This is a genomic window from Candidatus Eisenbacteria bacterium, assembly GCA_035577985.1.
GTDB lineage: Bacteria > Desulfobacterota > Binatia > DP-6 > DP-6 > DATJZY01.
Genome location: DATJZY010000152.1, coordinates 1 through 22,710 on the forward strand (window position 1 = coordinate 1; position 22,710 = coordinate 22,710).

23 protein-coding genes and 1 pseudogene are annotated in these 22,710 nt (G+C 69.9%); 7 read left to right on the forward strand and 17 right to left on the reverse strand.

Features of this window, described 5'->3' with window-relative positions; genetic code table 11:
- From VMS22_21985 to recO, 17 genes and pseudogenes are all read right to left on the reverse strand, one after another.
- Positions 1–376 (reverse strand): DNA polymerase III subunit delta' (locus VMS22_21985; GenBank protein ID HXJ36715.1); only part of this gene is annotated, 376 nt, incomplete at its 3' end.
- A 57-nt stretch (positions 377–433) separates the two neighbouring features.
- Positions 434–1,060, reverse strand: a complete 627-nt coding sequence (gene tmk, locus VMS22_21990; GenBank protein HXJ36716.1) for a dTMP kinase — start codon at positions 1,058–1,060, stop codon at positions 434–436.
- 46 nt (positions 1,061–1,106) lie between these two features.
- Positions 1,107–1,484 carry a response regulator gene (locus VMS22_21995; GenBank protein HXJ36717.1) on the reverse strand — a complete coding sequence of 126 codons (378 nt, stop codon included), beginning with the start codon at positions 1,482–1,484 and terminating at the stop codon, positions 1,107–1,109.
- 2 nt (positions 1,485–1,486) lie between these two features.
- A complete protein-coding gene (locus tag VMS22_22000) occupies positions 1,487–2,503 on the reverse strand; it encodes a hypothetical protein (protein HXJ36718.1) in 1,017 nt (338 codons plus the stop codon).
- Positions 2,500–3,084, reverse strand: a complete 585-nt coding sequence (locus tag VMS22_22005) for a hypothetical protein (GenBank protein ID HXJ36719.1) — start codon at positions 3,082–3,084, stop codon at positions 2,500–2,502. The genes VMS22_22000 and VMS22_22005 overlap by 4 nt, the downstream gene beginning before the upstream one ends.
- The gene (locus VMS22_22010) at positions 3,081–3,410 is read right to left on the reverse strand and encodes a hypothetical protein (GenBank protein HXJ36720.1); all 330 of its coding nucleotides are present in this window, start codon (positions 3,408–3,410) and stop codon (positions 3,081–3,083) included. Before VMS22_22010 ends, VMS22_22005 begins: the two co-directional genes overlap by 4 nt.
- A gap of 2 nt (positions 3,411–3,412) precedes the next feature.
- Positions 3,413–3,835 carry a GspH/FimT family pseudopilin gene (locus tag VMS22_22015; GenBank protein ID HXJ36721.1) on the reverse strand — a complete coding sequence of 141 codons (423 nt, stop codon included), beginning with the start codon at positions 3,833–3,835 and terminating at the stop codon, positions 3,413–3,415.
- 90 nt (positions 3,836–3,925) lie between these two features.
- Positions 3,926–4,810: a prepilin peptidase gene (locus VMS22_22020; protein ID HXJ36722.1), complete on the reverse strand. Its 885-nt coding sequence runs from the start codon at positions 4,808–4,810 to the stop codon at positions 3,926–3,928.
- A 376-nt stretch (positions 4,811–5,186) separates the two neighbouring features.
- Positions 5,187–5,282, reverse strand: a pseudogene (locus VMS22_22025) (type II secretion system protein).
- Positions 5,283–5,338: 56 nt separating this feature from the next.
- Positions 5,339–5,722, reverse strand: coding sequence for a prepilin-type N-terminal cleavage/methylation domain-containing protein (locus tag VMS22_22030; GenBank protein ID HXJ36723.1), 384 nt, complete (start codon positions 5,720–5,722; stop codon positions 5,339–5,341).
- A gap of 32 nt (positions 5,723–5,754) precedes the next feature.
- Complete coding sequence (locus tag VMS22_22035) at positions 5,755–6,141, reverse strand: prepilin-type N-terminal cleavage/methylation domain-containing protein (GenBank protein ID HXJ36724.1); 387 nt, start codon at positions 6,139–6,141, stop codon at positions 5,755–5,757.
- Between the two features lie 202 nt (positions 6,142–6,343).
- Positions 6,344–7,564 carry a type II secretion system F family protein gene (locus VMS22_22040; protein HXJ36725.1) on the reverse strand — a complete coding sequence of 407 codons (1,221 nt, stop codon included), beginning with the start codon at positions 7,562–7,564 and terminating at the stop codon, positions 6,344–6,346.
- A gap of 21 nt (positions 7,565–7,585) precedes the next feature.
- Positions 7,586–8,701, reverse strand: a complete 1,116-nt coding sequence (locus VMS22_22045; GenBank protein HXJ36726.1) for a type IV pilus twitching motility protein PilT — start codon at positions 8,699–8,701, stop codon at positions 7,586–7,588.
- Positions 8,702–9,007: 306 nt separating this feature from the next.
- Positions 9,008–10,696: a type IV-A pilus assembly ATPase PilB gene (pilB, locus tag VMS22_22050; GenBank protein ID HXJ36727.1), complete on the reverse strand. Its 1,689-nt coding sequence runs from the start codon at positions 10,694–10,696 to the stop codon at positions 9,008–9,010.
- Complete coding sequence (aroE, locus tag VMS22_22055) at positions 10,693–11,574, reverse strand: shikimate dehydrogenase (GenBank protein HXJ36728.1); 882 nt, start codon at positions 11,572–11,574, stop codon at positions 10,693–10,695. The genes pilB and aroE overlap by 4 nt, the downstream gene beginning before the upstream one ends.
- 112 nt (positions 11,575–11,686) lie before the next feature.
- Positions 11,687–14,458, reverse strand: coding sequence for a pyruvate, phosphate dikinase (gene ppdK / locus VMS22_22060; protein HXJ36729.1), 2,772 nt, complete (start codon positions 14,456–14,458; stop codon positions 11,687–11,689).
- 45 nt (positions 14,459–14,503) lie between these two features.
- Entirely contained in the window at positions 14,504–15,274 is a 771-nt protein-coding gene (gene recO, locus VMS22_22065) for a DNA repair protein RecO (protein HXJ36730.1), read from the reverse strand.
- Positions 15,275–15,370: 96 nt separating this feature from the next.
- On the opposite strand from recO, the gene grpE reads away from it, so the two are divergent.
- The 7 genes from grpE to VMS22_22100 all read left to right on the forward strand — a co-directional run bounded on the left by grpE (position 15,371) and on the right by VMS22_22100 (position 22,709).
- On the forward strand, positions 15,371–15,952 hold the full coding sequence (gene grpE, locus VMS22_22070; GenBank protein HXJ36731.1) for a nucleotide exchange factor GrpE: 582 nt from the start codon (positions 15,371–15,373) through the stop codon (positions 15,950–15,952).
- Between the two features lie 27 nt (positions 15,953–15,979).
- A complete protein-coding gene (gene dnaK, locus VMS22_22075; GenBank protein ID HXJ36732.1) occupies positions 15,980–17,887 on the forward strand; it encodes a molecular chaperone DnaK in 1,908 nt (635 codons plus the stop codon).
- 83 nt (positions 17,888–17,970) lie between these two features.
- Positions 17,971–19,080 carry a molecular chaperone DnaJ gene (dnaJ, locus tag VMS22_22080; protein ID HXJ36733.1) on the forward strand — a complete coding sequence of 370 codons (1,110 nt, stop codon included), beginning with the start codon at positions 17,971–17,973 and terminating at the stop codon, positions 19,078–19,080.
- A gap of 13 nt (positions 19,081–19,093) precedes the next feature.
- Positions 19,094–20,074 carry a thiamine-phosphate kinase gene (thiL, locus tag VMS22_22085; GenBank protein ID HXJ36734.1) on the forward strand — a complete coding sequence of 327 codons (981 nt, stop codon included), beginning with the start codon at positions 19,094–19,096 and terminating at the stop codon, positions 20,072–20,074.
- Positions 20,075–20,083: 9 nt separating this feature from the next.
- The gene (larB, locus tag VMS22_22090) at positions 20,084–20,839 is read left to right on the forward strand and encodes a nickel pincer cofactor biosynthesis protein LarB (protein ID HXJ36735.1); all 756 of its coding nucleotides are present in this window, start codon (positions 20,084–20,086) and stop codon (positions 20,837–20,839) included.
- Positions 20,839–22,164 carry an AarF/UbiB family protein gene (locus tag VMS22_22095; protein ID HXJ36736.1) on the forward strand — a complete coding sequence of 442 codons (1,326 nt, stop codon included), beginning with the start codon at positions 20,839–20,841 and terminating at the stop codon, positions 22,162–22,164. Before larB ends, VMS22_22095 begins: the two co-directional genes overlap by 1 nt.
- Entirely contained in the window at positions 22,161–22,709 is a 549-nt protein-coding gene (locus VMS22_22100; GenBank protein ID HXJ36737.1) for an ACT domain-containing protein, read from the forward strand. Before VMS22_22095 ends, VMS22_22100 begins: the two co-directional genes overlap by 4 nt.
- Position 22,710: the final 1 nt, after the last annotated feature.

Consider the following 22,710-nt stretch of genomic DNA (forward strand, 5'->3'; position numbering starts at 1 on the left):
CGATGACGGCCACCTTGCGCTCGGCCATGAGCGGCCGGAGCGTCAGCCAGCGCGTCACTTCGCGCGCCTGCTCGGTGCGGATGTCACGCCGCCCCTCTTCGCGCCGCACCATGACGAGGTCTGGATGGGTCTCGGCGGCGACGCGCGTGCACTGGTTGCAGCGCCCGCAGGCGTCGCCGTTCGCCGGCGCTTCGCACAGAAGCCCCGCCGCGAACGCCGCAGCGACCGTGCGCTTGCCGATGCCGGGCGGGCCCGAGAGGAGGTAGGCGTGCGCGGGCCGGTTCGATGCGACCGACGCACGGAGCTGCTGCAGCACGCGCTCGTGCCCGACGATGTGGGAGAAGCGACCCGCCTCCGATGGCCGTCGCGCGCTCACGCGCGCTCCGGTGAGAGCGGGTGCGCGGGGCGCACCCGCCGGACGGCCGTCGCGCGCTCACGCGCGCTCCAGGCGGCGGTCGGTTTCGGTGGCGATCTGGTGGTCGACGGAGCGGGCGTCGGCGGTCGAGTCGACGACGACGATGCGGTCGGGCTCCGCCGCGGCCAGGTGGCGGAAGCCGTCGCGGATGCGTTCGTGGAAGCGGGCCGCCTCGCGCTCGAAGCGGTCGCCGGGTGTGCCACGGGCCTTCGCGCGCGCGAGGCCCGTCGCGACCGGGCAGTCGAGGAGGAACGTGAGCCACGGGGTGACGTCCGTGCGCGCGTGGGCGTCGAGCGCCCGTACGAGATCGAGGTCGAGACCCCGCGCATAGCCCTGATACGCGATCGTGGAATCGGAGAAGCGGTCGCAGACGACGATCGTCCCGGCCGCCAGCGCCGGCCGGATCACCTCCGCCACGTGCTGGGCACGGTCCGCGCAGTAGAGCAGCAGCTCGGCGAGCGGCACGAGCGGCGTCGCCTCGTCGCCGAGCAGGAGGCGGCGCATCGCCGCGCCCGCGGCCGTACCGCCCGGCTCGCGCGTCTCCAGGACCGTTCGCCCGCCACGACGGAGGTGTGCCGCCAGGGTGCGCGCGTGCGTCGACTTTCCGGAGCCTTCGATGCCTTCGAATGTGATGAGGAGCGACACGGGCAGGGTGGCTGTAGCCCGGCCGCTCGGCGCGCTGCAAGCTGCGCTACTCCGGAAACTCGCGACCCATCACCAGGCCGATGCCGCGCAGGAGCCGCCGCGGCGTCACCGGCTTGGTGAGATAGTAGTCGGCACCGAACTTGTAGCCCGCCAGGACGTCGTCGTCGCCCTTCCTGGCCGTTACGATCACGACGGGCGTCGATGCGAGCTGCGGGTTGGCGCGGATGCGATCGAGCACCTCCATACCGTCCATGGTGGGCATGCTCACGTCGAGCAGGACGACGTCCGGGCGCCGGCGCTCGAGCATGGCCAACGCGGTCTCGCCGTTGGTCGCGGCCTCGACCGCAAAACCGCGCGTCGCGAGGAGGTCCGACATCGACCGTACCGATTCGTCGTCGCTGTCGATGATGAGGATGCTCGGCACGGTCAGATGTCCTGCATTCCGACGGCCCGCGCGCGCCGCGGAAGCGGTACGAGGGCCTCGGCCGCGCCGAGCGCAGCGACGTCGTGCCGGACGGTGACGGTGCCGGCGACGTCGAGCGCGGGCGCGCCCGCGGCGGCGCCGAGCCAGAGAGTCCCCGCCAGGTCGAACCTGGCGCCGCTCGCGACCACCAGACCGCCCCCCGCGACCACGACACCACTAAAGGAGAAGTTTGCTCGGATGTCCAGGCGACCCTGCACGACCAGCACGCCGGCCCCCGCGCCGCCGACGTCGAGGACGAGATCACCGGACGCGAGCGTCACCGTCGCCGGTGCGGGCGGAGGGCTCGACACGAAGATGGGCGCGGCGCCCAGAGCGACCATGCGAGCCTCGAGCTCGGCGAATGGCGGGGCCGGCGCGTAGAGCGGCGCGCCGGTTCCGGCGGCCGACGACACACCGGGTACGGCGACGAGCCACGCGTCGATGACGCTCGCGTCGGCGGGACCCGCGATGCCGGCGAGCGCCGGAGCATCGGGTCGGGCGGGATCGTTCGCATCGAGCGCGAGCGTCCCCGTGACGCTGCCCAGTCGGGTGGGGTCCGTGATCCACACGAGGCTCTGCGCGCCGATGCCTGCGGCTCGGCCCATCGTCGCGCGCAGCGCCCGGGCGCCGCCCGCCGCGGAGGCGGCGACGTCGAGGGTTGGACGAGCGGCATCGAGGGGACCGGGGCGCAGATTCGCGGTGCACCCGGCGGGCGCCGGGACCGCGCCGTCGTCGGCCGTGCCGAGCACGCCGTCGGCGCCGGCCAGGGCAGGCCGGAAGTCCCAACCCGCGGGCAGCACGGAGACGACGCGCGCGAGGCACGCGTCGGCTGCGGCCAGCGCCGCCGCGGCGACGCGGCGATGGCGTCCGATCACGAGCTCCGTTCGCGTCACCTCGGCGAGGCCGGCGGACAGCACCGTCGCGATCACCAGCACGACCAGCGCGACGGGCAGGACGACGCTGCCACGAGGTCGCCTCATGGCACCACCCTGACGGCGGTTGCGAAGCGCCGCATCGCGGGCGTGCTCGATCCCGCCGGCTGCAACGCCAGATCGAGCGTGACGAGACGGACGCGGGCGCGCGCGGCGGCGTCGAGTCCGGCGGGGGGAACGACGAGGGCGGCGCCGGTCTCGTCGGCGTAGGCGAATCCACAGCCGACGACGTCGTTCGCCAGCGGGAGCGATTGGTTGCCGATGATGCGCGAGAGCCCGCGCGCCGCGAGGTTGCAGGCGTACGCGGTCACTTCCTCCGATGCATCATCGACGATCCCGTCACCGTCGAGGTCGGCGTGCAGGGTGAGACGGTCGGCGAGCGCCTCGGCCAGCGGCGCGACACCGGCGGCGCGCGGGTCGTCGCCGGCGCGGCGCACGTCGAACAGGAACGCCTCTACCGCGAGCTGCGCGGTGTCGTCGACCTCGGCGTGGAGCGACAGCCGCGAGAGGAGGCGCACGCCGCTGGCGGTGGCGGTCATCGCGACCGCGAGGACGAGCGCACCCAGGGTGAGGCCGGCCAACAGCTCGACGAGCATCGTTCCCCGAGCTCGGCGCGCTCGGTGCGTCATGGCCAGACCTCGGTCTCGAGATCGAGGCGATGGGGGCCCCACGTGACGCTCGTGGCGAGCTGGTCGGGCCGGCCGCGACCCGCCGACACGGCCCACGTCCGCGAGAACGTCGCGCCGTCGGACGCCACGGTCGAATCGACGCCGTCGGCACGCGGGCCCGCGCGCAACGTCTCGAGGCGCTCGGTGGCGAGCGTCAGCGCGGCGGCGTCGCGGCCGGCCTGCACGAGCGCCCGCACGCTGGTTCCCGCCGTGGCGGCGAGCCCACCCGCGGCCACGGCGGCGAGCGCCAGGGCGACCAGCACCTCGACGATCGACGAGCCGCGCATGGTCACTGCAGCCGGACGCGGCCGCGTTGATTGACGATGATGCTGGCGTCGCGCCCGTCGGCGGCGAGGACGACGGTCCCGTTTTCCGCCGTGCCCGTCGACCCGAAGCGGATGCGCCGGCGCACGGGCAGCGACGCGAAGCCGACGGGGGCCGGCAGCGCCGTGGTCGAGCGTGTCGCACCCCCCGCGTCCTGGATCGACCAGGTGCCGCTCGCAGCGTCGAAGGTGGCGTCCAGCGCCGCGCCCTCGGCGATCGCCTGTGCCCGGACCATGCGTAGCGCCTGCCCGAGACCGCGTGCGCTCGACGCGAGCTCGAGCGCGGACGCGATCGTCGCCAGGCGCGCCGAGGCCGTGGCCGCCACGATGCTCCCGAGCGCGAGCGCGATCACGGCTTCGAGCAGCGTCGTGCCGCGTCGCCCCTGCATGCATGCCTCCTTCCGGAGCACGTCGGCGGGGCGGGGCGTCGCGTGCGGGAGCCTAGGTAGCGGCGCGTGCGAGCTGACGCAACGGGACGCTCACGCCGAGAGCGTGAACGGCAGCGAGAACAGCGGCAGGTAGAGCGCGACGACTGCGCCGAGCGCGAGGAATGGTCCGAAGGGAATCGCCGTGCGACGCGCCGCACGCCGTACGAAGGGGCCGACCGCGCGCCAGCCGAGGCGATGGCGCACGCGCGCGAGCGCGCGGCGGCCGCGCGGACCGAAGATCGCGAGCACGCCGCCGAACGAGCCCGCGATCGACGCGACGATCAACACCGTCGGGATCGCCTGCCAGCCGACGAACGCGCCGATCATGGCGAGCAGCTTCACGTCGCCGAAGCCCATGCCCTCGGTGCCCGTCGTGCGCTCGTAGCCCCACGCGACGAGCCACAGGATACCGCCCCCGAGCGCCGCCCCCAGGACGGCGTTCGCGAGCCCGATGCCCGAGGGCAGGCACGAGGCGGCGAGGCCGATGAGGATGCCCGGCAGGCTCACCTCGTCGGGGATGAAGAAGTGGTCGAAGTCGATGAAGGTGATGAGGAGCAGCGCCGCGGTGAACGCGAAGGCGACCAGGGCGGCCGGGGTCGGACCGAGCCGCCAGAGCGCCAGGAGCGCGAGCCCGCCGGTCGCGAGCTCGACCAGCGGATAGCGGGCCGCGATCCGCACGCCGCAGCGCCGGCAGCGCGCCCGCAGGAGCACCCACGACAGCAGCGGCACGTTGTCGTACCACGCCAGCGGCGTCCGACACTTGGGACACCGCGACCCGGGACGCACGATCGACTCGTCCTCGGGGATCCGGTGGATGCAGACGTTGAGGAAGCTCCCGATCGAGGCGCCCATGCAGAAGGCGATCACACCCAGAAACCAGCCGCCGAGCTCGGCGGTCGCGGGATCGGGAGTCATGACGGCCAGGAGTGCGTTCACGGCTATCGTTCGGAGTATCGGCCGTCAATCGACGGCGCTAAAACGCAAACGGGGGATGGACGTTGCGTCCATCCCCCGTCGGGTTCGTACGGATCAGGTCGGATCAGGCGCAGGTAAGAGGCGGCGAGGCCGAGCTGTCCCAGGTGCAGGTGTAGCCCGGAGCGCCCGCGTTGGTCCCGGTGACCGTGAACGCGGTCGCCGTTCCCGTGCAGGCGAGGGTCGTGCCGGCCGAGACGGAGAAGCCCGGCAGGTTGGAGCACGTGGCGTTGACCGACGCGTAGCTGCTGTTGTCGACGAAGAGGGCCTCCATGCCCGTCGCAGCGTTCCGGACGTCCGAGACGATCCGGCTGCGGAACCCACGCTGCCGGTAGGCAGCGAACTGCGGGATCGCGATCGCGGCGAGAATGCCGATGATTGCAACGACGACCAGGAGCTCGATCAGCGTGAAGCCGGTCTGCTTCTGACGCTTCAGATTAGTCTGCTTGAGCATTTTCTTTTTCCTCTACGTCGCAGGTCTGTGGTCTGATCTTACGCGCAGACGAGCGGCGGGCTGCTGGCGCTGTTCCAGGTGCAGGTGTAACCCGGAGCGCCGGCGTTGGTCCCGGTGACCGTGAAGGCGGTCGCTGTGCCCGTGCAGGCGAGGACGGAACCAGCCGACACCGAGAAGCCGGGCAGGTTCGAGCACGTCGCGTTCACCGCAGCGTAGCTGCTGTTGTCTACGAAGAGGGCTTCCATACCGGTCGCGGCGTTCCGGACGTCCGAGACGATCCGGCTACGGAAGCCGCGCTGACGGTACGCTGCGAACTGCGGGATCGCAATGGCGGCCAGGATGCCGATGATCGCCACCACGACCAGGAGCTCGATCAGGGTGAAGCCCGTCTGCTTCTGACGCTTGATTGTGTGATTTCGCATTGTAGTTCTCCTCTCCGTCGTCATTCGACGGCTTACGCGCAGACGAGCGGCGGCGAAGACGCGCTGTTCCAGGTGCAGGTGTAACCCGGGGCGCCGGCGTTGGTCCCGGTCACCGTGAACGCCGTGGCCGTGCCCGTGCAGGCAAGGGTCGTTCCCGCCGACACCGCGAAGCCGGGCAGGTTCGAGCACGTCGCGTTCACCGCGGCGTAGCTGCTGTTGTCGACGAAGAGGGCCTCCATGCCGGTCGCGGCGTTACGCACGTCCGACACGATGCGGCTGCGGAATCCCCGCTGCCGGTACGCGGCGAACTGCGGGATGGCGATGGCGGCCAGGATGCCGATGATGGCCACCACGACCAGGAGCTCGATCAGCGTGAAACCCTTCTGCTTCTTCTTCTTCACTTTGGCGAGACTGCGCATTTCCGTCCTCCCTATTGGGTATGATGTGTCGCCGTCCTCTCGGCGTTTTGGGATTAGCAGCAAGCCCGATGCCGACGGCGGCCGTTCCAGCAGGGCGACAGAACCCCGCGTGGTTGCATTGGTTTTCGTGCTAGCTCCGGTCGGGCGGCCAGCGCGGCGGGCGACGCATAGATGACGAGCGCCACTGCTACGACGACAATGGTCACTGAATTACCGCTCCCAGGTTGAAGATCGGCAGGTACATGGAGATGACGAGGCCACCGATGACGACGCCGAGGAAGACGATCACCAGCGGCTCGAGCATCGACATGAGGTTTGCCACGGCCTGATCGACCTCGGCGTCGTAGAAGTCGGCGATCTTGCCGAGCATCGCATCGAGCGCGCCCGTGGTCTCACCGACCGAGATCATCTGGCAGACCATCGGTGGGAACACCTTGCTGGCGATGAGCGGGTCGGCGATCGTGTGGCCGCTCGCGATGCTCTGCCGCGCCTCGGCAATCGCCTTCTCGATCACCTTGTTTCCTGCCGTGCGGGCCGTGATGCTGAGCGCATCGAGGATCGGCACGCCGGACGAAACGAGGGTCGAGAGGGTGCGAGTCACGCGCGCCACCGACGACTTCCGGAGGAGCTGCCCGAAGACAGGTGCCTTGAGCAGGAGCCTGTCGATCACCATGTTCCCTTGCTCCGTGCGATACGCCGCGCGGAATGCGAAGACCGCCGCCACCGGTACGAACGCCAGGTAGTAGACGTTGGCGACCATGAAGTTCGAGAGGTTGATGACGAACTGCGTGGGCGCCGGAAGCTGGGCGCCGAAGCTCTTGAACACGTCGGCGAAGACCGGGATCACCCAGATGAGGAGCACGGCCGTGACGAGGATCGCGGCGGTGACGATGCACGCGGGATAGATCATCGCGCCCTTGATCTTGCGCTTGAGGTCGGCGGCCTTCTCCAGGTAGCTCGCGAGGCGCTGCAGGATCGTGTCGAGAATACCGCCGATCTCACCGGCCTGGACGAGGCTCGTGTAGAGGTCGGGGAAGACCTTCGGGTGCTTGCGGGTCGCGTCGGCGAGCGTGCTGCCCGACTCGACGTCGTCCTTGATCTCCGAGATCACCTTGCGGAAGACCTTCGACTCGCTCTGGGTCGAGAGGATCTGCAGGCACTGGAAGATCGGCAAGCCCGCGTTGATCATGGTCGCGAACTGCCGCGTGAAGATCACGATGTCCTGGGCCTTGACCGGTGCGCCGAAGTTCGGAAGCGCGAGCTCCCTGTCGAGCCCTTTGCCCTTCTCCTTGATCTTCGACGGGACCGGCTGAATGCGCTGCGTGCGCAGACGGATGATGACGGCCTCGCGGCTCGTCGCCTCCATCTCGCCCTTGAGCGTCTCGCCCTTGGGCGACACGCCCTGCCAGCGATAGGTCGGCATGGGTACGGCTCCTTCCTGCGGCTAGCGACCGGCTGCCCGGGCTGCGGGCTGCTGGGGTGTCGTCGTCTGGGTCCGACTGATTCCGAGCATCTGGCGCAGCTCTTCGAGCTCCGTCGCGTGGCCGAGCGCCTCGTCGACGGAGATCAGGTTCTGCTGCACGAGCGCGACCAGCGACTGGCTCATGGTCTGCATCCCGAACTTCGACTGCCCGACCTGCATCTGCGAGTAGAGCTGGTGGACCTTCTCTTCGCGGATGAGGTTGCGGATGGCGGGGTTCGGGATCATCACTTCGGCGGCGAGGCAGCGGCCCTTCCCGTCTTTGCGGGGGATCAGCTGCTGCGAGATCACGGCCTGCAGGACCAGCGAGAGCTGCGCGCGGACCTGCGCCTGCTGGTGGGGCGGGAAGACGTCGATGACGCGGTTGATGGTCTGCACGGCGCAGTTCGTGTGCAGCGTCGAGAAGACCAGGTGACCGGTCTCGGCGACGACCAGCGAGGCTTCGATCGTCTCGAGGTCGCGCATTTCGCCGATCAGCACGATGTCGGGGTCTTGCCGCAGCACGTGCTTGAGCGCCTGCGCGAAGCTGTGGGTGTCGGCGAAGACCTCGCGTTGGTTCACGAGGCAGCCCTTGTGCTCGTGGACGAACTCGATCGGGTCCTCGACCGAGACGATGTGCTCGTGTCGCTCACGGTTGATCTTGTCGATCATGGCCGCGAGCGTGGTCGACTTGCCGCTGCCGGTGGGCCCCGTGACCAGCACGAGGCCGCGCGGCAGCTTCGTCATCTCGATGGTCGCGGGCGGCAGACCCAGCTGATGAAGCTGTGGCGTCTGATGGGGAATCGTACGGAACGCCCCGCCGATGGACCCCTTCTGGTTGAAGAGGTTGCCTCTGAAGCGGGCTACGCCCTTGATCCCGAACGAGAAGTCGAGCTCGGCCTCTTCCTCGAAGCGCTTCTTCTGCCCTTCGGTCAGCAGGCTGTAGGCGAGGTTCTTGGTATCGCTCGCCGTCAGCGGCGGATGCGCGATCGCCTGCAGCTCGCCGTGGAGGCGGATCATCGGCGGGCTCGAGGTGGTCAAATGGAGGTCGGACGCACCGCGCTCGACCATTTCACGCAGGAAGGCTTCGATGGACGGCATCGCAGGCGGAAAAGCAGGTTGCGTGCCACGCCGCGCTGCACGTGCTTGCTCCGAAGCGAGCCCGCACATGCGTCAGCTTTGCGTCGATCCCTCGCTCTTGAAACGCTCGGGCAACATTCCTGTACGGCGGACGCCGCCGCCCGACGCCGACGTGCGAGCTTCGGAAGCGCGGGCGCTGGGGCGCCGGTGGAGCGCCTATGAGGCGCCGGCTGCGACGCAAGCTCGTGCCTGCTCGAGCGTCGGCGCCGAATCGGAGCGGAGCCGGAGCCCCCGCACCCGCGCACCACGTTCAGCCGAGCGCCTGCGTCAGTCGGCCATCGTCACGCGGAGGACTTCCTCGATGGTCGTCGTGCCGCGTGCGACGTGGACCAGGCCGGACTGGCGGAGGCTCGCCATGCCTTGGGCGACGGCCACGCGCTTCAAGTCGATGGCCGTGCCGCCGGCGAGGATCTGCTCGCGCAGGGCGTCCCCGATCGGCATCACCTCGTAGAGCGCGATGCGCCCGCGGAAGCCGGTCCCGCCGCAGTTGACGCACCCGGTGCCGTGCTGGGGAACGAAGGGCTCGCCGGTCCACCCGATCTTGCGCAGGGTCTCGACCGGAACCGGTTCGTCCTCCTTGCAGTGCGAGCAGATGACGCGCGCCAGCCGCTGGGCGAGGATCAGGTTCACGGAGCTGGCGACGAGGAACGGCTCGATGCCCATGTTGAGGAGCCGGTTGATCGTCGACGGCGCGTCGTTCGTGTGCAGCGTCGAGAGCACGAGGTGGCCGGTGAGCGCCGCCTTGACGCCGATCTCGGCCGTCTCGAAGTCACGGATCTCACCCACCATGATGATGTCCGGGTCCTGCCGCAGGAAGGCGCGCAGGGCGGCCGCGAAGTTGAGCCCGATGTCGTCGTGCATCTGCACCTGGTTGATGCCGGCCAGGTTGAACTCGATCGGGTCCTCGGCAGTCGAGATGTTGTTCGCCACCTTGTTCAGCTCGGCCAGGGCCGAGTAGAGGGTCGTCGTCTTGCCGCTGCCGGTGGGACCCGTGACGAGCACCATGCCGAACGGCTTGTAGATCGCCTCCTTGAAGTGGCGGAGGTTTTCCTCCTCGAACCCGAGCTTCGTCATGTCGAGCTGCAGGTTCGACTTGTCGAGGAGCCGGAGCACGACCTTCTCGCCGAACATCGTCGGCAGAACGGACACGCGGTAGTCCATCTCCTTGTTGCCGGTGAGCTTCATCTTGATGCGGCCGTCCTGGGGCAGACGGCGCTCGGCGATGTCGAGCTGCGCCATCACCTTGATGCGTGACGTGATGGCGTTCTTGAGCCGCAGCGGCGGCTGCATCATTTCGTAGAGCATGCCGTCGACGCGGAACCGGACGCGGAGCGCCTTCTCGTACGGCTCGATGTGGATGTCGCTCGCCCGCTTGCGGATGGCGTCGGTGAGGATGGCGTTGACGAGCTTGACGACCGGGGCTTCCTCGGTGGCCTTCTCGAGCTCGCCGAGGTCGACGTCGTCCTCGTCCTGCACGACCTCGACGTTCTCGTTGCCGAGCTGCGAGAGCACGTCGTCGAAGTTGGCGTCGCTGTTGTAGTGCCGCTCGATCGCTGCCTGGATGGCTGCCGGCGATGCGACGGCGATCTTCACGTCGAAGCCGGTGAGGAACTTGACCTCGTTGATGGCGACGAGATTCGACGGGTCGGCCATGACGAGCGTCAACGTGTTCCGCGAGAGGCTCGTCGGAATCAGGTGGTGCTTGCCGACGAGCGCCTGCGGAACGAGGGCGAGGACCTCCTTCGGGATCTCCAGCGAAGCCGGATCGACGACCGGAAGGCGATACTCGCGCTCGAGGATCGCGAGCAGGTCCTCCTCGGAGATGAACCCGAGCTTGATGAGGTGGGTCGCGAGCGCGCCCGAGTGCTCGCGCTGGGCGACGAGCGCGTGCGCGAGCTGCTCCGCCGAGAGGTCCCCGCGCCGCTGAAGCAGATCGCCGAGCCGGGACGCCATCAGTTCCCTCCCCGTCCGGCCGACGGCTTGGCGTCGGCGACCGGAAGGCCGGCCTGTCCGAGGGCGCGGCGCATGGCGTCGAGCGGCGCGGGTTCCCCCGTCCAGGCTTCGAAGGCGAGGGCGCCCTGGTGCAGCAGCATGCCGGTGCCGTCGAGGGCGGGGCGCCGCGCGCGCGTGGCCGCGCGCAGGAACGGCGTCGGCTCGGCCCCGTAGACGAGGTCCATGAAGAGGCAATGTCGGGGCGTCATCGTATGGCGGATCACAATGCCTTCGGCCGAAAGGCCGGTGCTCGTCGTGTTCACGACGAGGCTCGCGCCGGCGAGCACGTCGGCGGCCTCGAGCGCGTCGAGCCCGGTGGCGGCGACGCGCGCGCCGCCGAGGGCCGAGAGACGCTCGGCGAGCTCCTGGGCTCGCGATACGGTGCGGTTGGCGATGGTCACGCGATCGCAGCCAGCGCTCGCAAGCGCCGTGCCGACCGCTCGGGCGCTTCCCCCTGCGCCGATCACCACCACCTGGGCGCGCTCGAGGCGGACCCGGCTCATGATGGCGCGCAAGAATCCGCGCGCATCGGTATTGTCGCCCACGAGGCGCCCGTCGCGGTGTACGATCGTGTTCACGGCCCCGATGCGCTCGGCTTCGGCCGTGACCTCGTCCACGAGGGGCAGCGCGGCTTCCTTCAGCGGGACCGTCAGGTTGAGGCCGCCCATGTCGAGCGTGCGGGCCTCGTCCAGCGCCTCGGGCAACGCCTCCAGCGGGACCTGGTAGCGCAGATAGAGGTGGCGCATCCCACGCGCCGCGAAGGCCGAGTTGTGCATGGCCGGCGAGAGCGAATGCTCCACCGGATCTCCCAGCACTCCGAACAACCGCGCCTCTCCACGCATGCCTACGCCTGTCTCGCTCCGGGTACGGCGCCCAAGGGTCTGCGCCCCAACCCACCTGTTTGTCGGCCGCCCGTGCCCGGATCTTTAGACCGGGTCGGGGAGTAGGCAAAATTTACCTAGTGAGCCGCGCCTGCGCAGCCGCCAGTCGGGCGATCGGAACGCGGAACGGCGAGCACGACACGTAGCTCAACCCGACCGTGTCACAGAACCGGACAGAGGCGGGATCACCCCCATGCTCGCCGCAGATGCCGAGCTTCAAGGCGGGCTTCGTCTTGCGGCCCCGTTCGACCGCGGTGCGCATGAGCGCGCCCACGCCGTCCTGGTCGATCGATTCGAACGGATCGCGCGAATATATCTCGAGGTCGGCGACGTAGGGTGTCAGGAATCTGGCCGCGTCGTCGCGCGAGACCCCGAGCGTCGTCTGCGTGAGGTCGTTGGTGCCGAACGAGAAGAAGTCGGCCTCGGCGGCGATCGCATCGGCCGTGAGGGCGCCGCGCGGCACCTCGATCATGGTGCCGACCAGGTACCGGAACTTGGCGCCGGTCTCCTTCAGGACCTCGGCCGCGACGCGCCGGACGATCTCGGCTTGCAGCTTCAGCTCCTTCACGTGCCCGACCAGCGGGATCATGACCTCGGGCTCGACGGGAATGCCCTCGCGCTTCACGTTCGACGCCGCTTCGAAGATCGCCCGCGCCTGCATCTCGGTGATCTCCGGATAGATGATGCCGAGCCGGCAGCCGCGGAAGCCGAGCATGGGGTTGAACTCGTGCAGTTGCTCGACGCGGTTGTGGATCCGCTCGACCGGCACGTTCATGTCGGCCGCGATCTGGGCCTGGCCCTCGGCATCGTGCGGCAGGAACTCGTGCAGCGGCGGGTCGATCAGCCGGATCGTGACGGGACGCCCCGCGAGCACGCGGAAGATGCCCTCGAAGTCGGCACGCTGGAGCGGCAGGAGCTTCGCCAGGGCGCGACGGCGCTCCTCGGCGGTCTCGGCCAGGATCATCTCGCGCATCGGCTCGATCTTGCCCTCGCCGAAGAACATGTGCTCGGTGCGCGTGAGGCCGACGCCCTCGGCGCCGAACGCGACGGCGTGCTCGCACTGCTCGGGAAGATCGGCGTTGGCGCGAATGCCGAGACGACGCACCTGGTCGGCCCACTTCATGAGCTGCGCGTAGATCTTGTAGACGGGCGCCTTCGACGGCTCGAGCGTCTTGTCGACCAGGACCTGCACGATCTCCGACGGACGCGTGGGGATCTCGCCCGAGAACACCTCGCCGGTGAACCCGTCGATCGAGATGGGATCGCCCTGGTGGAGCACCTCGCTCCGTCCGTCGATGCGCATCTCGCCGCGCTCGTAGTTGATGACGAGCACGCCGCAGCCGACGACGCACACCTTGCCCATCTGCCGGCCGACGAGCGCCGCGTGGCTCGTCATGCCGCCGCGCGCGGTGAGGATGCCCCCGGCCGCGGCCATGCCACGGATGTCCTCGGGCGAGGTCTCGTTGCGGACCAGGATCACGCGGTCGCCGCGCTTGGCCATCTCCTCCGCGTCCTCGGCGTGGAACGCGATCCTGCCACTCGCCGCGCCGGGTCCCGCGTTGAGTCCCTTGGCGAGCAGGCGGGCCCCGGCCTCGCGCTTCGCCGACAGATCGAAGACGGGGCGCAGCAGCTCGTTCAGCCGCTCGGGATCGACCCGCAGGAGGGCGGTCTTCGGCGCGATCAGCTTCTCGTGCACCATGTCGACGGCGATCTTCGCGGCCGCGACGGCGGTTCGCTTCCCGACCCGGCACTGCAACATGTAGAGCGTGCCCTGCTGGATCGTGAACTCGATGTCCATGACGTCGCGGTAGTGGCGCTCGAGCGTGCGGCGGACCTGCATGAGCTGCCCGTGGATCCTCGGGTTCTCCTTGCCGAGCTGCGCGATCGGCAGCGGCGTGCGGATGCCCGCGACGACGTCCTCGCCCTGGGCGTTCATCAGGTACTCGCCGTAGAAGACGTTCTCGCCCGAGGCGGGATCACGCGTGAACGCGACGCCCGTACCGGAGTCGGCGCCCATGTTGCCGAACACCATCGACTGGACGTTCACCGCGGTGCCCCAGCTCTCGGGGATGTCGTTCAGCTTGCGGTAGATGATGGCGCGCTCGTTGTTCCACGAGCCGAACACCGCGCCGATGGCGCCCCAGAGCTGCTCGTGGGGATCCTCGGGGAAGAGGACACCCTTGCGCATCTTGATGAGCGCCTTGAACTCCTGCACGAGCTCGCGGAGGTCGTCGGCCGTGAGGTCGGTGTCGAGCGTCACGCCGCGCGCGCGCTTCTTCTCGTGGAGCGCGACCTCGAACGGATCCTCCTCGGTCTTGGTGCGCGGCTTGAGGTCGAGGACGACGTCGCCGTACATCTGCACGAAGCGCCGGTAAGAGTCGTACGCGAAGCGCTCGTTGCCCGTGTCGCGGATGAGACCCTGCACGGTCAGGTCGTTCAGGCCGAGGTTGAGGATCGTGTCCATCATCCCCGGCATCGACGCGCGAGCGCCCGACCGCACCGACACCAGCAGGGGATTCTCGGGATCGCCGAAGGTCTTGCCGAGCGCCTTCTCCACCTTCTTGAGGGCGGTCTCGACCTGTGCGCGCAGGACCGCGGGGTAGCGCCGGCCGTTCGCGTAGTAGTAGGTGCAGACCTCGGTCGAGATCGTGAACCCCGCAGGAACCGGGAGGCGCATGCGGGCCATCTCCGCGAGGTTCGCGCCCTTGCCGCCGAGGAGATCCTTCATCTCGGCGCGTCCGTCGGCACCGCCGCCGCCGAACGAGTAGACGTACCGCCGGCCCTTCGCGGCGACGGGCTTGCGAGCCGATCGCTTCGCCGTGGCCTTGGTGCGCGTCTTCGCCATGCTCTGAACCTCTTCCTCCCCGGATTTCGAGGGAAAGCGGCGAAGCTAGCGGACGCGAGGTGTGGAATCAACGCGCGAGCGCATGAGAAACGCGCGCGAGCGAACGGGTCCCGACGTGACGCTGGCGAGCATCTGCTCGGCGACCGAACGCGCTTCGGCCGGGATCGGTCCGGCGGTCGCGGCCTCGCCGATCGGCCGCGTCGCGAGACGCGCGAGCAGGCGCGCCGTCGCCGGCGCGAGCGGTCGCACGATCTCGCCCGGCGGGACGCAGCGCCGGCACGCGAGCCCGCCCCGCTCGACGACGAGGAAGGCGCCGTCGCCGCGACCGAGATCCGCGCTGCAGCCCCGGCAGCGGTCGAGCGCGGGCTCGTACCCACTGGCCGCCAGCAGATGGAGCTCGAACGCCCGCAGCACGGGCTCGATCGCCACGCCGCCGTCGAGCAGCGCGAGCGTCTCGTGCAGGAGTCCGTAGACGTCGTGGCCCGACTCGCGCCCGACGGTCATGCGGTCGGTGACGTCGATGACGTAGCTGCCGGCGGCGAACCGATCGACGTCCTGCGAGAAGCTGCGCAGCGGCGCCAGCAGCTCGCACCGCACCAGGAAGACGAGATCGGCGTGCGGGCGCTGTTGGAAGACGGCCCGGACGTTGACGAACGGCTGCAGGGTGCCGCCGAAGCGCCGGCGCGAATGCTTGGCGCCCTTCGCGATGCCGGTGATCTTGCCGTGGCCCTGGGTCAGCAGCGTCGCGATGACGTCGAGCTCCCCATACGGGCGGGTTCGTAGCACGTAGGCCGGGCTCGCGATCTCGACTGACACGCTGGACGGCTCCAGTCGGCTACCACAACCTTGACTTTGCAGCCAACGGTGCCTACCAGCCCGACGCTGAGCGCCTCACCGAGGCGGCTCTCGGTCATGGACGAAGACGACATCCTACGGCGCCAAGCGACGCCCTCCGGCGCCGCGGGTCGCGACGCCACGGCCGAGCGGGTGGCGGAGCTCGAAGCCGAGCTCGCGGCCGCCCGGGAAGAGGCACGACAGAACCACGATCGCTGGGTGCGCGAGCGCGCCGACCTGGAGAACCAGAGGAAGCGGGCGGCGCGCGAGCGCCAGGACGCCACGCGGTTCGGGACCGAGGCCCTCATGCGGGACCTGCTGCCGGTCGTCGACAACCTCGAGCGGGCGATCGAGGCCGCCGGGGGTGCCGATGCCGCCGGCTCCCTCCGCCAAGGCGTCCAGCTGGTCCTCAAGGCGCTGTTGGACGCCCTGCAGCGTCACGGGGTCGAGCGCCTGACGGCCGAGGGCGCGCCCTTCGACCCGACCCAGCACGAGGCCGTCGCCCACGTCGAGAGCGCCACGCACCCCGCCGGCCAGATCCTCCAGCAGCATCAGGCCGGATATCGCCTGCACGATCGGCTGCTTAGGCCGGCGCTCGTGACCGTCTCGAAAGGCACGCCCGGGTCGTTGAACCTTGCCAACGACGGGGGCGGTGATTAACAGCGCACCCTAAGGAGAATCCTGAGAATGCCGAAGGTCATCGGAATCGACCTGGGGACGACGAACTCGTGCGTCTCCATCATGGAAGGCGGGGACACCACCGTCATCACCAACGCGGAAGGGGCACGGATCACCCCCTCGGTGGTCGCCATCGCGGAGAGCGGTGAGCGGCTGGTCGGCCAGATCGCGCGACGTCAGGCCATCACGAATCCCGAGAACACCATCTTCGCCATCAAGCGGCTGATCGGGCGGCGCTACGACGACGCCGAGGTGCAGAAGGCCACGAAGGTCCTGCCCTACAAGATCGTCAAGGCCGACAACGGCGACGCGTGGGTCGAGATCCGGGGCAAGAAGTACAGCCCGGCCGAGGTCTCGGCGATGATCGTCCAGAAGATGAAGCAGACCGCCGAGGACTACCTCGGCGAGAAGGTGACCGAGGCCGTCATCACGGTCCCGGCCTATTTCAACGACGCCCAGCGCCAGGCGACGAAGGACGCCGGCCGCATCGCGGGCCTCGACGTGAAGCGCATCGTGAACGAGCCCACCGCGGCGGCGCTCGCCTACGGTCTCGACAAGAAGAAGGACGAGAAGATCGTCGTGTTCGACCTGGGCGGCGGCACGTTCGACGTGTCGATCCTCGAGATCGGTGACGGCGTCGTCGAGGTGAAGGCCACCAACGGCGACACGTTCCTCGGCGGCGAGGACTTCGACCAGCGCGTGATCGACTACCTGGCCGACGAGTTCAAGAAGGACCAGGGCATCGACCTGCGCAAGGACCGCATGGCCCTCCAGCGTCTGAAGGAAGCCGCGGAGAAGGCGAAGGCCGAGCTCTCGACGGTGACCGAGACGGACATCAATCTGCCGTTCGTGACCGCCGACCAGAGCGGTCCGAAGCACCTCAACATGAAGCTCACGCGGGCGAAGCTCGAAGCCCTGTGCGCCGACCTGCTCGATCGGCTCGAAGGTCCGTGCGTCACCGCGCTGAAGGACGCGAAGCTCACCACGCGCGAGATCGACGAAGTCGTCCTGGTCGGCGGCATGACCCGCATGCCGGCCGTGCAGGCGCGCGTGAAGAAGCTCTTCAACAAGGAGCCGCACAAGGGCGTGAACCCCGACGAGGTCGTCGCGATCGGCGCCGCCGTGCAGGGCGCCGTGCTCTCCGGCGACGTGAAGGACGTGCTGCTCCTCGACGTGACGCCGCTCTCGCTCGGCATCGAGACGCTGGGCGGAGTGTTCACGAAGCTCATCGACAAGAACACGACCATTCCCACCCGCAAGAGCCAGGTCTTTTCCACCGCGGGCGACAACCAGTCCGCCGTCACCATCCGCGTCTTCCAGGGCGAGCGCGAGATGGCGGGCGACAACAAGCTCCTCGGCCAGTTCGACCTGGTGGGCATCCCGCCGGCACCTCGCGGCGTGCCGCAGGTCGAGGTCACGTTCGACATCGACGCGAACGGCATCGTGCACGTCTCTGCGAAGGATCTCGGCACCGGCAAGGAGCAGTCGATCCAGATCACGGCGTCGAGCGGTCTCAGCAAGGAAGAGATCGACAAGATGGTGAAGGACGCCGCCTCGCACGCCGACGAGGACCGCAAGAAGCGCGAGACGATCGACGCACGCAACCAGCTCGACGGGCTGGTCTACCAAACCGAGAAGACGCTCGGCGAGCACGGCGCGTCGCTCGACCCGACGGCGAAGGGCGAGATCGACTCCGCCCTGGCCGAGGCCAAGAAGGCGCTCGAGTCCGAGGATGCGTCGGCCATCAAGGCCGCGGCCGACACCCTCGCGCGGGCTTCGCACAAGCTGGCCGAGGCGATGTACAGCAAGGCGACCAAGCCGGACGGCGGCGGCGCGACCGACGGCGCGGGACCGAGCGGCGGCGCCAAGAGCAAGGACGACGTCGTCGAGGCGGAGTTCGAGGAAGTGAAGGAATAAAGGGTCCGTCGCTTGCGACGGACGTGCGAGTGCGAGAGTAGGGGCCTTCATCGCGCGGGCGGTGAGGGCCCTTCGGTCTTCCGATGAAACGCGACTACTACGAGGTGCTCGGCGTCTCACGGACGGCCGACGACGAGGCGCTGAAGAAGGCGTACCGGAAGCTCGCTCTCAAGTATCACCCCGACAAGAACCCCGACGGTGGTCGCGAGACCGAGGAGCGCTTCAAGGAGCTGAACGAGGCCTACCAGATCCTCTGCGACCCCCAGCGTCGCACCCAGTACGACCGCTTCGGGCACGCCGCGTTCGAGCAGGGCGGCGGCATGGGCTTCGACTTCGGCGCCGGGTTCGACGACATCATCGGCGATCTCTTCGGCGACTTCTTCGGGACGGGCCGGGGACGGTCCGGGCGCTCGCGGGCGCGCCGCGGCGCCGACCTGCAGTACCAGCTCACGATCTCGTTCGTCGAAGCCAGCCGCGGCTGCGAGAAGACGCTCTCGATCCCGCGCCTCACGCGCTGCGAGACGTGCGGGGGCCGCGGCGCCAAGCCCGGTACCACGCCGCAGACCTGCCCGCAGTGCAACGGCTCGGGCCAGATGCGCTTCCAGCAGGGCTTTTTCTCGATCGCGAAGACGTGCGGGAAGTGCGGCGGGCAGGGGCAGATCGTCACGAGCCCGTGTCCGTCCTGCGAGGGCGCCGGGGCGCGCCGGATGACGTACACCGTCAACGTGAAGATCCCCGCCGGCGTCGACCAGGGCTCGCGCCTGAAGCTGCGCGGCGAAGGCGAGGCCGGCGAGAGCGGCGGCCCGTCGGGCGACCTGTACGTGCTGCTCGACGTCGAAGAGCACCCCATCTTCACGCGCGACGGCAACGACCTCGTGTGCGAGGTCCCGATCAGCATCACGCAGGCGGCGCTCGGCACCGAGCTCGAGGTGCCGACCCTCGACGGGAGCGCCAAGGTGAAGGTGCCCGCCGGCACGCAGTCGGGCCACCCGTTCCGGCTGCGAGGCCGCGGGGTGCCGGACGTCGGGGGCTACGGAACCGGCGACCAGCTCGTCCGGGTCGTCGTCGAGACGCCGCGCAAGCTCACCGCGCGCCAGCGCGAGCTCCTGGAGGAGTTCGCGAAGCAAGCCGGCGAGGACGTTCACCCGCTGTCGAAGAGCTTCTTCGACAAGGTGAAGTCCATGCTCGGCTAGGCGCGAGCCGCCCGTGCCGCGGCGCCTCTCCGAGCTCGGCGAGCACGGCTGGATCGCGACGGTCGTGCGCCGGCTCGGACGCCCGCGCGGCGCCGTGCGGGTCGGACCCGGCGACGACGCGGCCGCGCTCCGGGTCGGCGGCGCGACGCTCCTCGTCACCACTGACAGCCTCGTCGACGGCGTGCACTTCCGCCGCGGATGGCTCGCGCCGCGTGCGCTCGGCGAGCGGGCGTTTCGCGTGAACGCGAGCGACCTCGCGGCGATGGGCGGACGACCGCTGGCGGCCGTCATGGCGCTCGAGGTTCCGCCCACGACGCCGGTGCGGACGCTCGACGGGATCGTCGCCGGCTTCGTCGCGGACGCGCGCCGGCACGGCGCCGATCTCGCCGGTGGCAACGTCACGCGCGGCGCCCGCCTCGCCGTCACCGTCACGCTGCTCGGGCGCGCCGGGCGCCGCATCGTCAGGCGAGCCGGCGCGCGCCCCGGCGACCTCGTCTGCGTGACCGGGGCGCTCGGAGCGACGGGGACGGCGGTGCACGCCCGGCGCGCGGGACGCACGGCGCCGCTGCCGCGCGTCCCCGATCGACTCGCCGCGGGCGGGCTGCTGGCGACGGTCGCGAGCGCGATGATCGACGTCTCCGACGGCCTTCTGCAGGACCTCGGGCACGTCTGCCGGGCGAGCCGCGTCGCGATGCGGATCGACGCGGCGCGGGTGCCGGTGGCGACCGCGTGCCGCCGCCGGTTCGGCAAGCGCGCCCCGATCGTCGCGGCGACGGCCGGCGAGGACTACGAGCTCGCCTTCACGCTCGCCCGCCGCCGCCTTCCGGCGCTCGCGCGGCGGCTGCGGCGCATCGGCTGTCGCGTGACGCCGATCGGCGTCGTCCTCGCGGGGCCGCCCGCGGTCGTGCTGGTCGACGCGCGGGGCGAGACGGTGCACCCACCGCGTCGAGGCTTCGACCACTTGCGACTTGCTGGACGCCGGTCTCGCGGCTAACCAGAGCGCATGGATCGGGAGCAGCTCGCGGATCTCCTCCGTGCGCTCGCCCGAGGCGAGCAGACGGTGGACGCCGCGCTGGACCGCCTGCGCGCACTCCCGTTCGAAGATCTCGGCTTCGCGCGTCTCGACCATCATCGCAGCCTGCGCAACGGCTTCGGTGAGGTCGTCTTCGGCGCCGGCAAGACGGCGGAGCAGATCGTCGCGATCGCCGATCGGCTCGCGACGGCCGCCGGCAACGTTCTGGTGACCCGCCTCGACGCCGACGCCGCGGCAGCGCTCGGCCGCGCCGTGCCGGGCTTCCGCTACCACGACGTCGCGCGGCTCGCGATCCGACAGGTCCGGCCGGTGGAGCCGATCGGGACGGGCCCGCTCTTCGTGCTGAGCGCCGGCACCGCCGACCTCCCGGTGGCCGAGGAGGCAGCCCTCTCCGCCGAGTTCCTCGGCGCGCGCGTCGAGCGGCTGTACGACGTGGGGGTGGCGGGCATCCACCGGCTGCTCGCCGAGCACCAGCGCCTGTGGGAGGCCGCCGTCCTCGTCGTCGTCGCGGGGATGGAAGGCGCCCTGCCGAGCGTCGTGGGCGGCCTCGTCGATCGCCCGGTCATCGGCGTGCCGACCAGCGTCGGCTACGGCGCCAGCTTCGGGGGCATCGCGGCGCTCCTGGCGATGCTGAACTCCTGCGCCGCGGGCGTCACCATCGTCAACATCGACAACGGCTTCGGTGCCGCGGCCGCCGCGGTGCGGATCCTGCAGCGGTCCTCGTGATGGCCGAGATCACGAGCGGTCGCGCCCGGCGCCTCCTGTCGGTGGGCAGCCTCACGTCGGCCGTGGGCGGCAGCTACATCTGGCAGGCGCTCAAGCGGCCGTTCCAGTCCTCGGAGCGGGCGGACGAGGATCTCCTCGCCGTCCACATCCGCAACGCCGAGCGCATGGTGGCCGGCTCCACGGAGCTCCGCGGTGCGTTCATGAAGCTCGTGCAGATGCTCTCGATGCGCACGGATCTCTTTCCCGCCGAGGCGCTCGAACGTCTGGCCGTCGTCCAGTCGAGCGTCCCGCCGATGCCGTACGAGCGGGTGCGCGAGGTGCTGACGCGCGAGCTGGGATCGCCCCCTGAGAAGGCGTTCCGGCGCTTCGAGCGGGAGGCGTTCGCCGCGGCGTCGCTCGGGCAGGTGCATCGTGGGGAGCTCCACGACGGCACCGCCGTCGCGGTGAAGGTGCAGTACCCCGGCATCGCGGAGACGGTGACGCAGGACATCCGCAACGTGCGGGCCCTCGTGCGCGCGCTCACGACCGTCGTCCGGGACGTCATGCGGCAGGACTTCGACCGCGAAGAGGTGGTCGCCGAGCTGGAAGCGCGCCTGCGCGAGGAGCTCGACTACACACGCGAGGCGGCGAACATCGAACGCTTCCGGCGCCTGCTCGCGTCCGACCGCGAGGTGACGATCCCACGCGTGTATCCGGCGCTCAGCACGCGCTGCGTGCTGACGATGCAGTACCTCGAAGGCTACCCGCTGCAGGAGATCCTGGCGCCCGGCGTCGACCCCGCGCTGCGGCGCTGGGTGGCCGAGAAGCTCTTCCGCCTGCTCTGGCGTCAGGTGCTCGAGTTCGGGGTGCTGCACGGCGATCCGCATCCGGGCAACTACCTCGTGACGCACCACCCGAAGATCGCCCTGCTCGACTTCGGCTCCGTGCGCGTCTTCGAGCCGGAGATCCGCGCCGGCTACCTCCGGCTCGCGCGCGGCCTGCTGGCGCGCGACGACCGCGAGATCGCGGCCGCCTGCGTCGCCCTCGGCTTTGCGAAGGACGATCCCGCGCCGGTCGTGCAGATGATGCACGTCGTGTGCGAGCCGCTCGAGCGCGACGAGCCGTTCGATCCCGCACAGTACGATCTCGTCGATCGGGGCATGCAGGTGACGCAGCTCGCCCTCGTGCATCGCATCTTCCACGCCCCCGGCCACCCGGTGCTGCTCCTGCGGGCGCTCGCGGGGCTCGACGGGTACTTGAAGCAGTGCGGGGCCGTGCTCAACTGGCACCGGATCTTCCGCGACGTCGTATCGGCCATTCCCGACACGGAAAGGACCTGCGCATGAAACGCCTGTTCGCGCTCTCCGCCATCGGCCGGGATCGCCCCGGCATCGTCGCCGACCTCGCCGAGCTCATCTACGAATGCGATTGCAACCTCGAGGACTCGCGCATGACGCTGCTCGGCTCCGAGTTCGCCGTGCTCCTGCTGCTCTCGGGGCAGGGCGACGAGGTCGAGCGACGTCTGTCGGCCGGCTGCAAGCGGCTCGAGTGGGAGAGGCGCCTCACGGTCTTCTTCCGGCCGGTCGAAGACGCCGTGATCCCCGCCGACGAGCTCCCGGGGACGCAGCTCGAATGCACGATCGCCGGAGTCGACAAAGCGGGCATCGTCGCGCGCGTCGCGCGGACGCTCGCGGGCCTTCGGGTGAACATCGAGGACCTGCACACGGAGCTCCGCCCGGAGCCCGGCTCGGGCACCCCGATCTACACGATGCGCATCCTGATGCGCGTCCCGCCCGGCCTCGAGCCGCGGGTCCTGCGGACGCGACTCGAGCAGGATGCGGCCGCCCTCTGCGTGGACATCACGATCGCGCCGCCCGCCGGCGCGGCGTGAG

Coding starts and splice junctions, on each gene's coding strand:
- VMS22_22030 (HXJ36723.1), bottom strand. CDS start 5,722: ATGCGAAATCACACAATCAAGCGTCAGAAGCAGACGGGCTTCACCCTG.
- VMS22_22010 (HXJ36720.1), bottom strand. CDS start 3,410: ATGCGCGGCTCGTCGATCGTCGAGGTGCTGGTCGCCCTGGCGCTCGCC.
- VMS22_22040 (HXJ36725.1), bottom strand. CDS start 7,564: ATGCCGACCTATCGCTGGCAGGGCGTGTCGCCCAAGGGCGAGACGCTC.
- aroE (HXJ36728.1), bottom strand. CDS start 11,574: ATGCGTGGAGAGGCGCGGTTGTTCGGAGTGCTGGGAGATCCGGTGGAG.
- dnaK (HXJ36732.1), top strand. CDS start 15,980: ATGCCGAAGGTCATCGGAATCGACCTGGGGACGACGAACTCGTGCGTC.
- VMS22_22005 (HXJ36719.1), bottom strand. CDS start 3,084: ATGACGCACCGAGCGCGCCGAGCTCGGGGAACGATGCTCGTCGAGCTG.
- VMS22_22035 (HXJ36724.1), bottom strand. CDS start 6,141: ATGCGCAGTCTCGCCAAAGTGAAGAAGAAGAAGCAGAAGGGTTTCACG.
- VMS22_22100 (HXJ36737.1), top strand. CDS start 22,161: ATGAAACGCCTGTTCGCGCTCTCCGCCATCGGCCGGGATCGCCCCGGC.
- ppdK (HXJ36729.1), bottom strand. CDS start 14,458: ATGGCGAAGACGCGCACCAAGGCCACGGCGAAGCGATCGGCTCGCAAG.
- grpE (HXJ36731.1), top strand. CDS start 15,371: ATGGACGAAGACGACATCCTACGGCGCCAAGCGACGCCCTCCGGCGCC.
- VMS22_22095 (HXJ36736.1), top strand. CDS start 20,839: ATGGCCGAGATCACGAGCGGTCGCGCCCGGCGCCTCCTGTCGGTGGGC.
- dnaJ (HXJ36733.1), top strand. CDS start 17,971: ATGAAACGCGACTACTACGAGGTGCTCGGCGTCTCACGGACGGCCGAC.
- VMS22_22000 (HXJ36718.1), bottom strand. CDS start 2,503: ATGAGGCGACCTCGTGGCAGCGTCGTCCTGCCCGTCGCGCTGGTCGTG.
- VMS22_22015 (HXJ36721.1), bottom strand. CDS start 3,835: ATGCAGGGGCGACGCGGCACGACGCTGCTCGAAGCCGTGATCGCGCTC.
- VMS22_22045 (HXJ36726.1), bottom strand. CDS start 8,701: ATGCCGTCCATCGAAGCCTTCCTGCGTGAAATGGTCGAGCGCGGTGCG.
- larB (HXJ36735.1), top strand. CDS start 20,084: ATGGATCGGGAGCAGCTCGCGGATCTCCTCCGTGCGCTCGCCCGAGGC.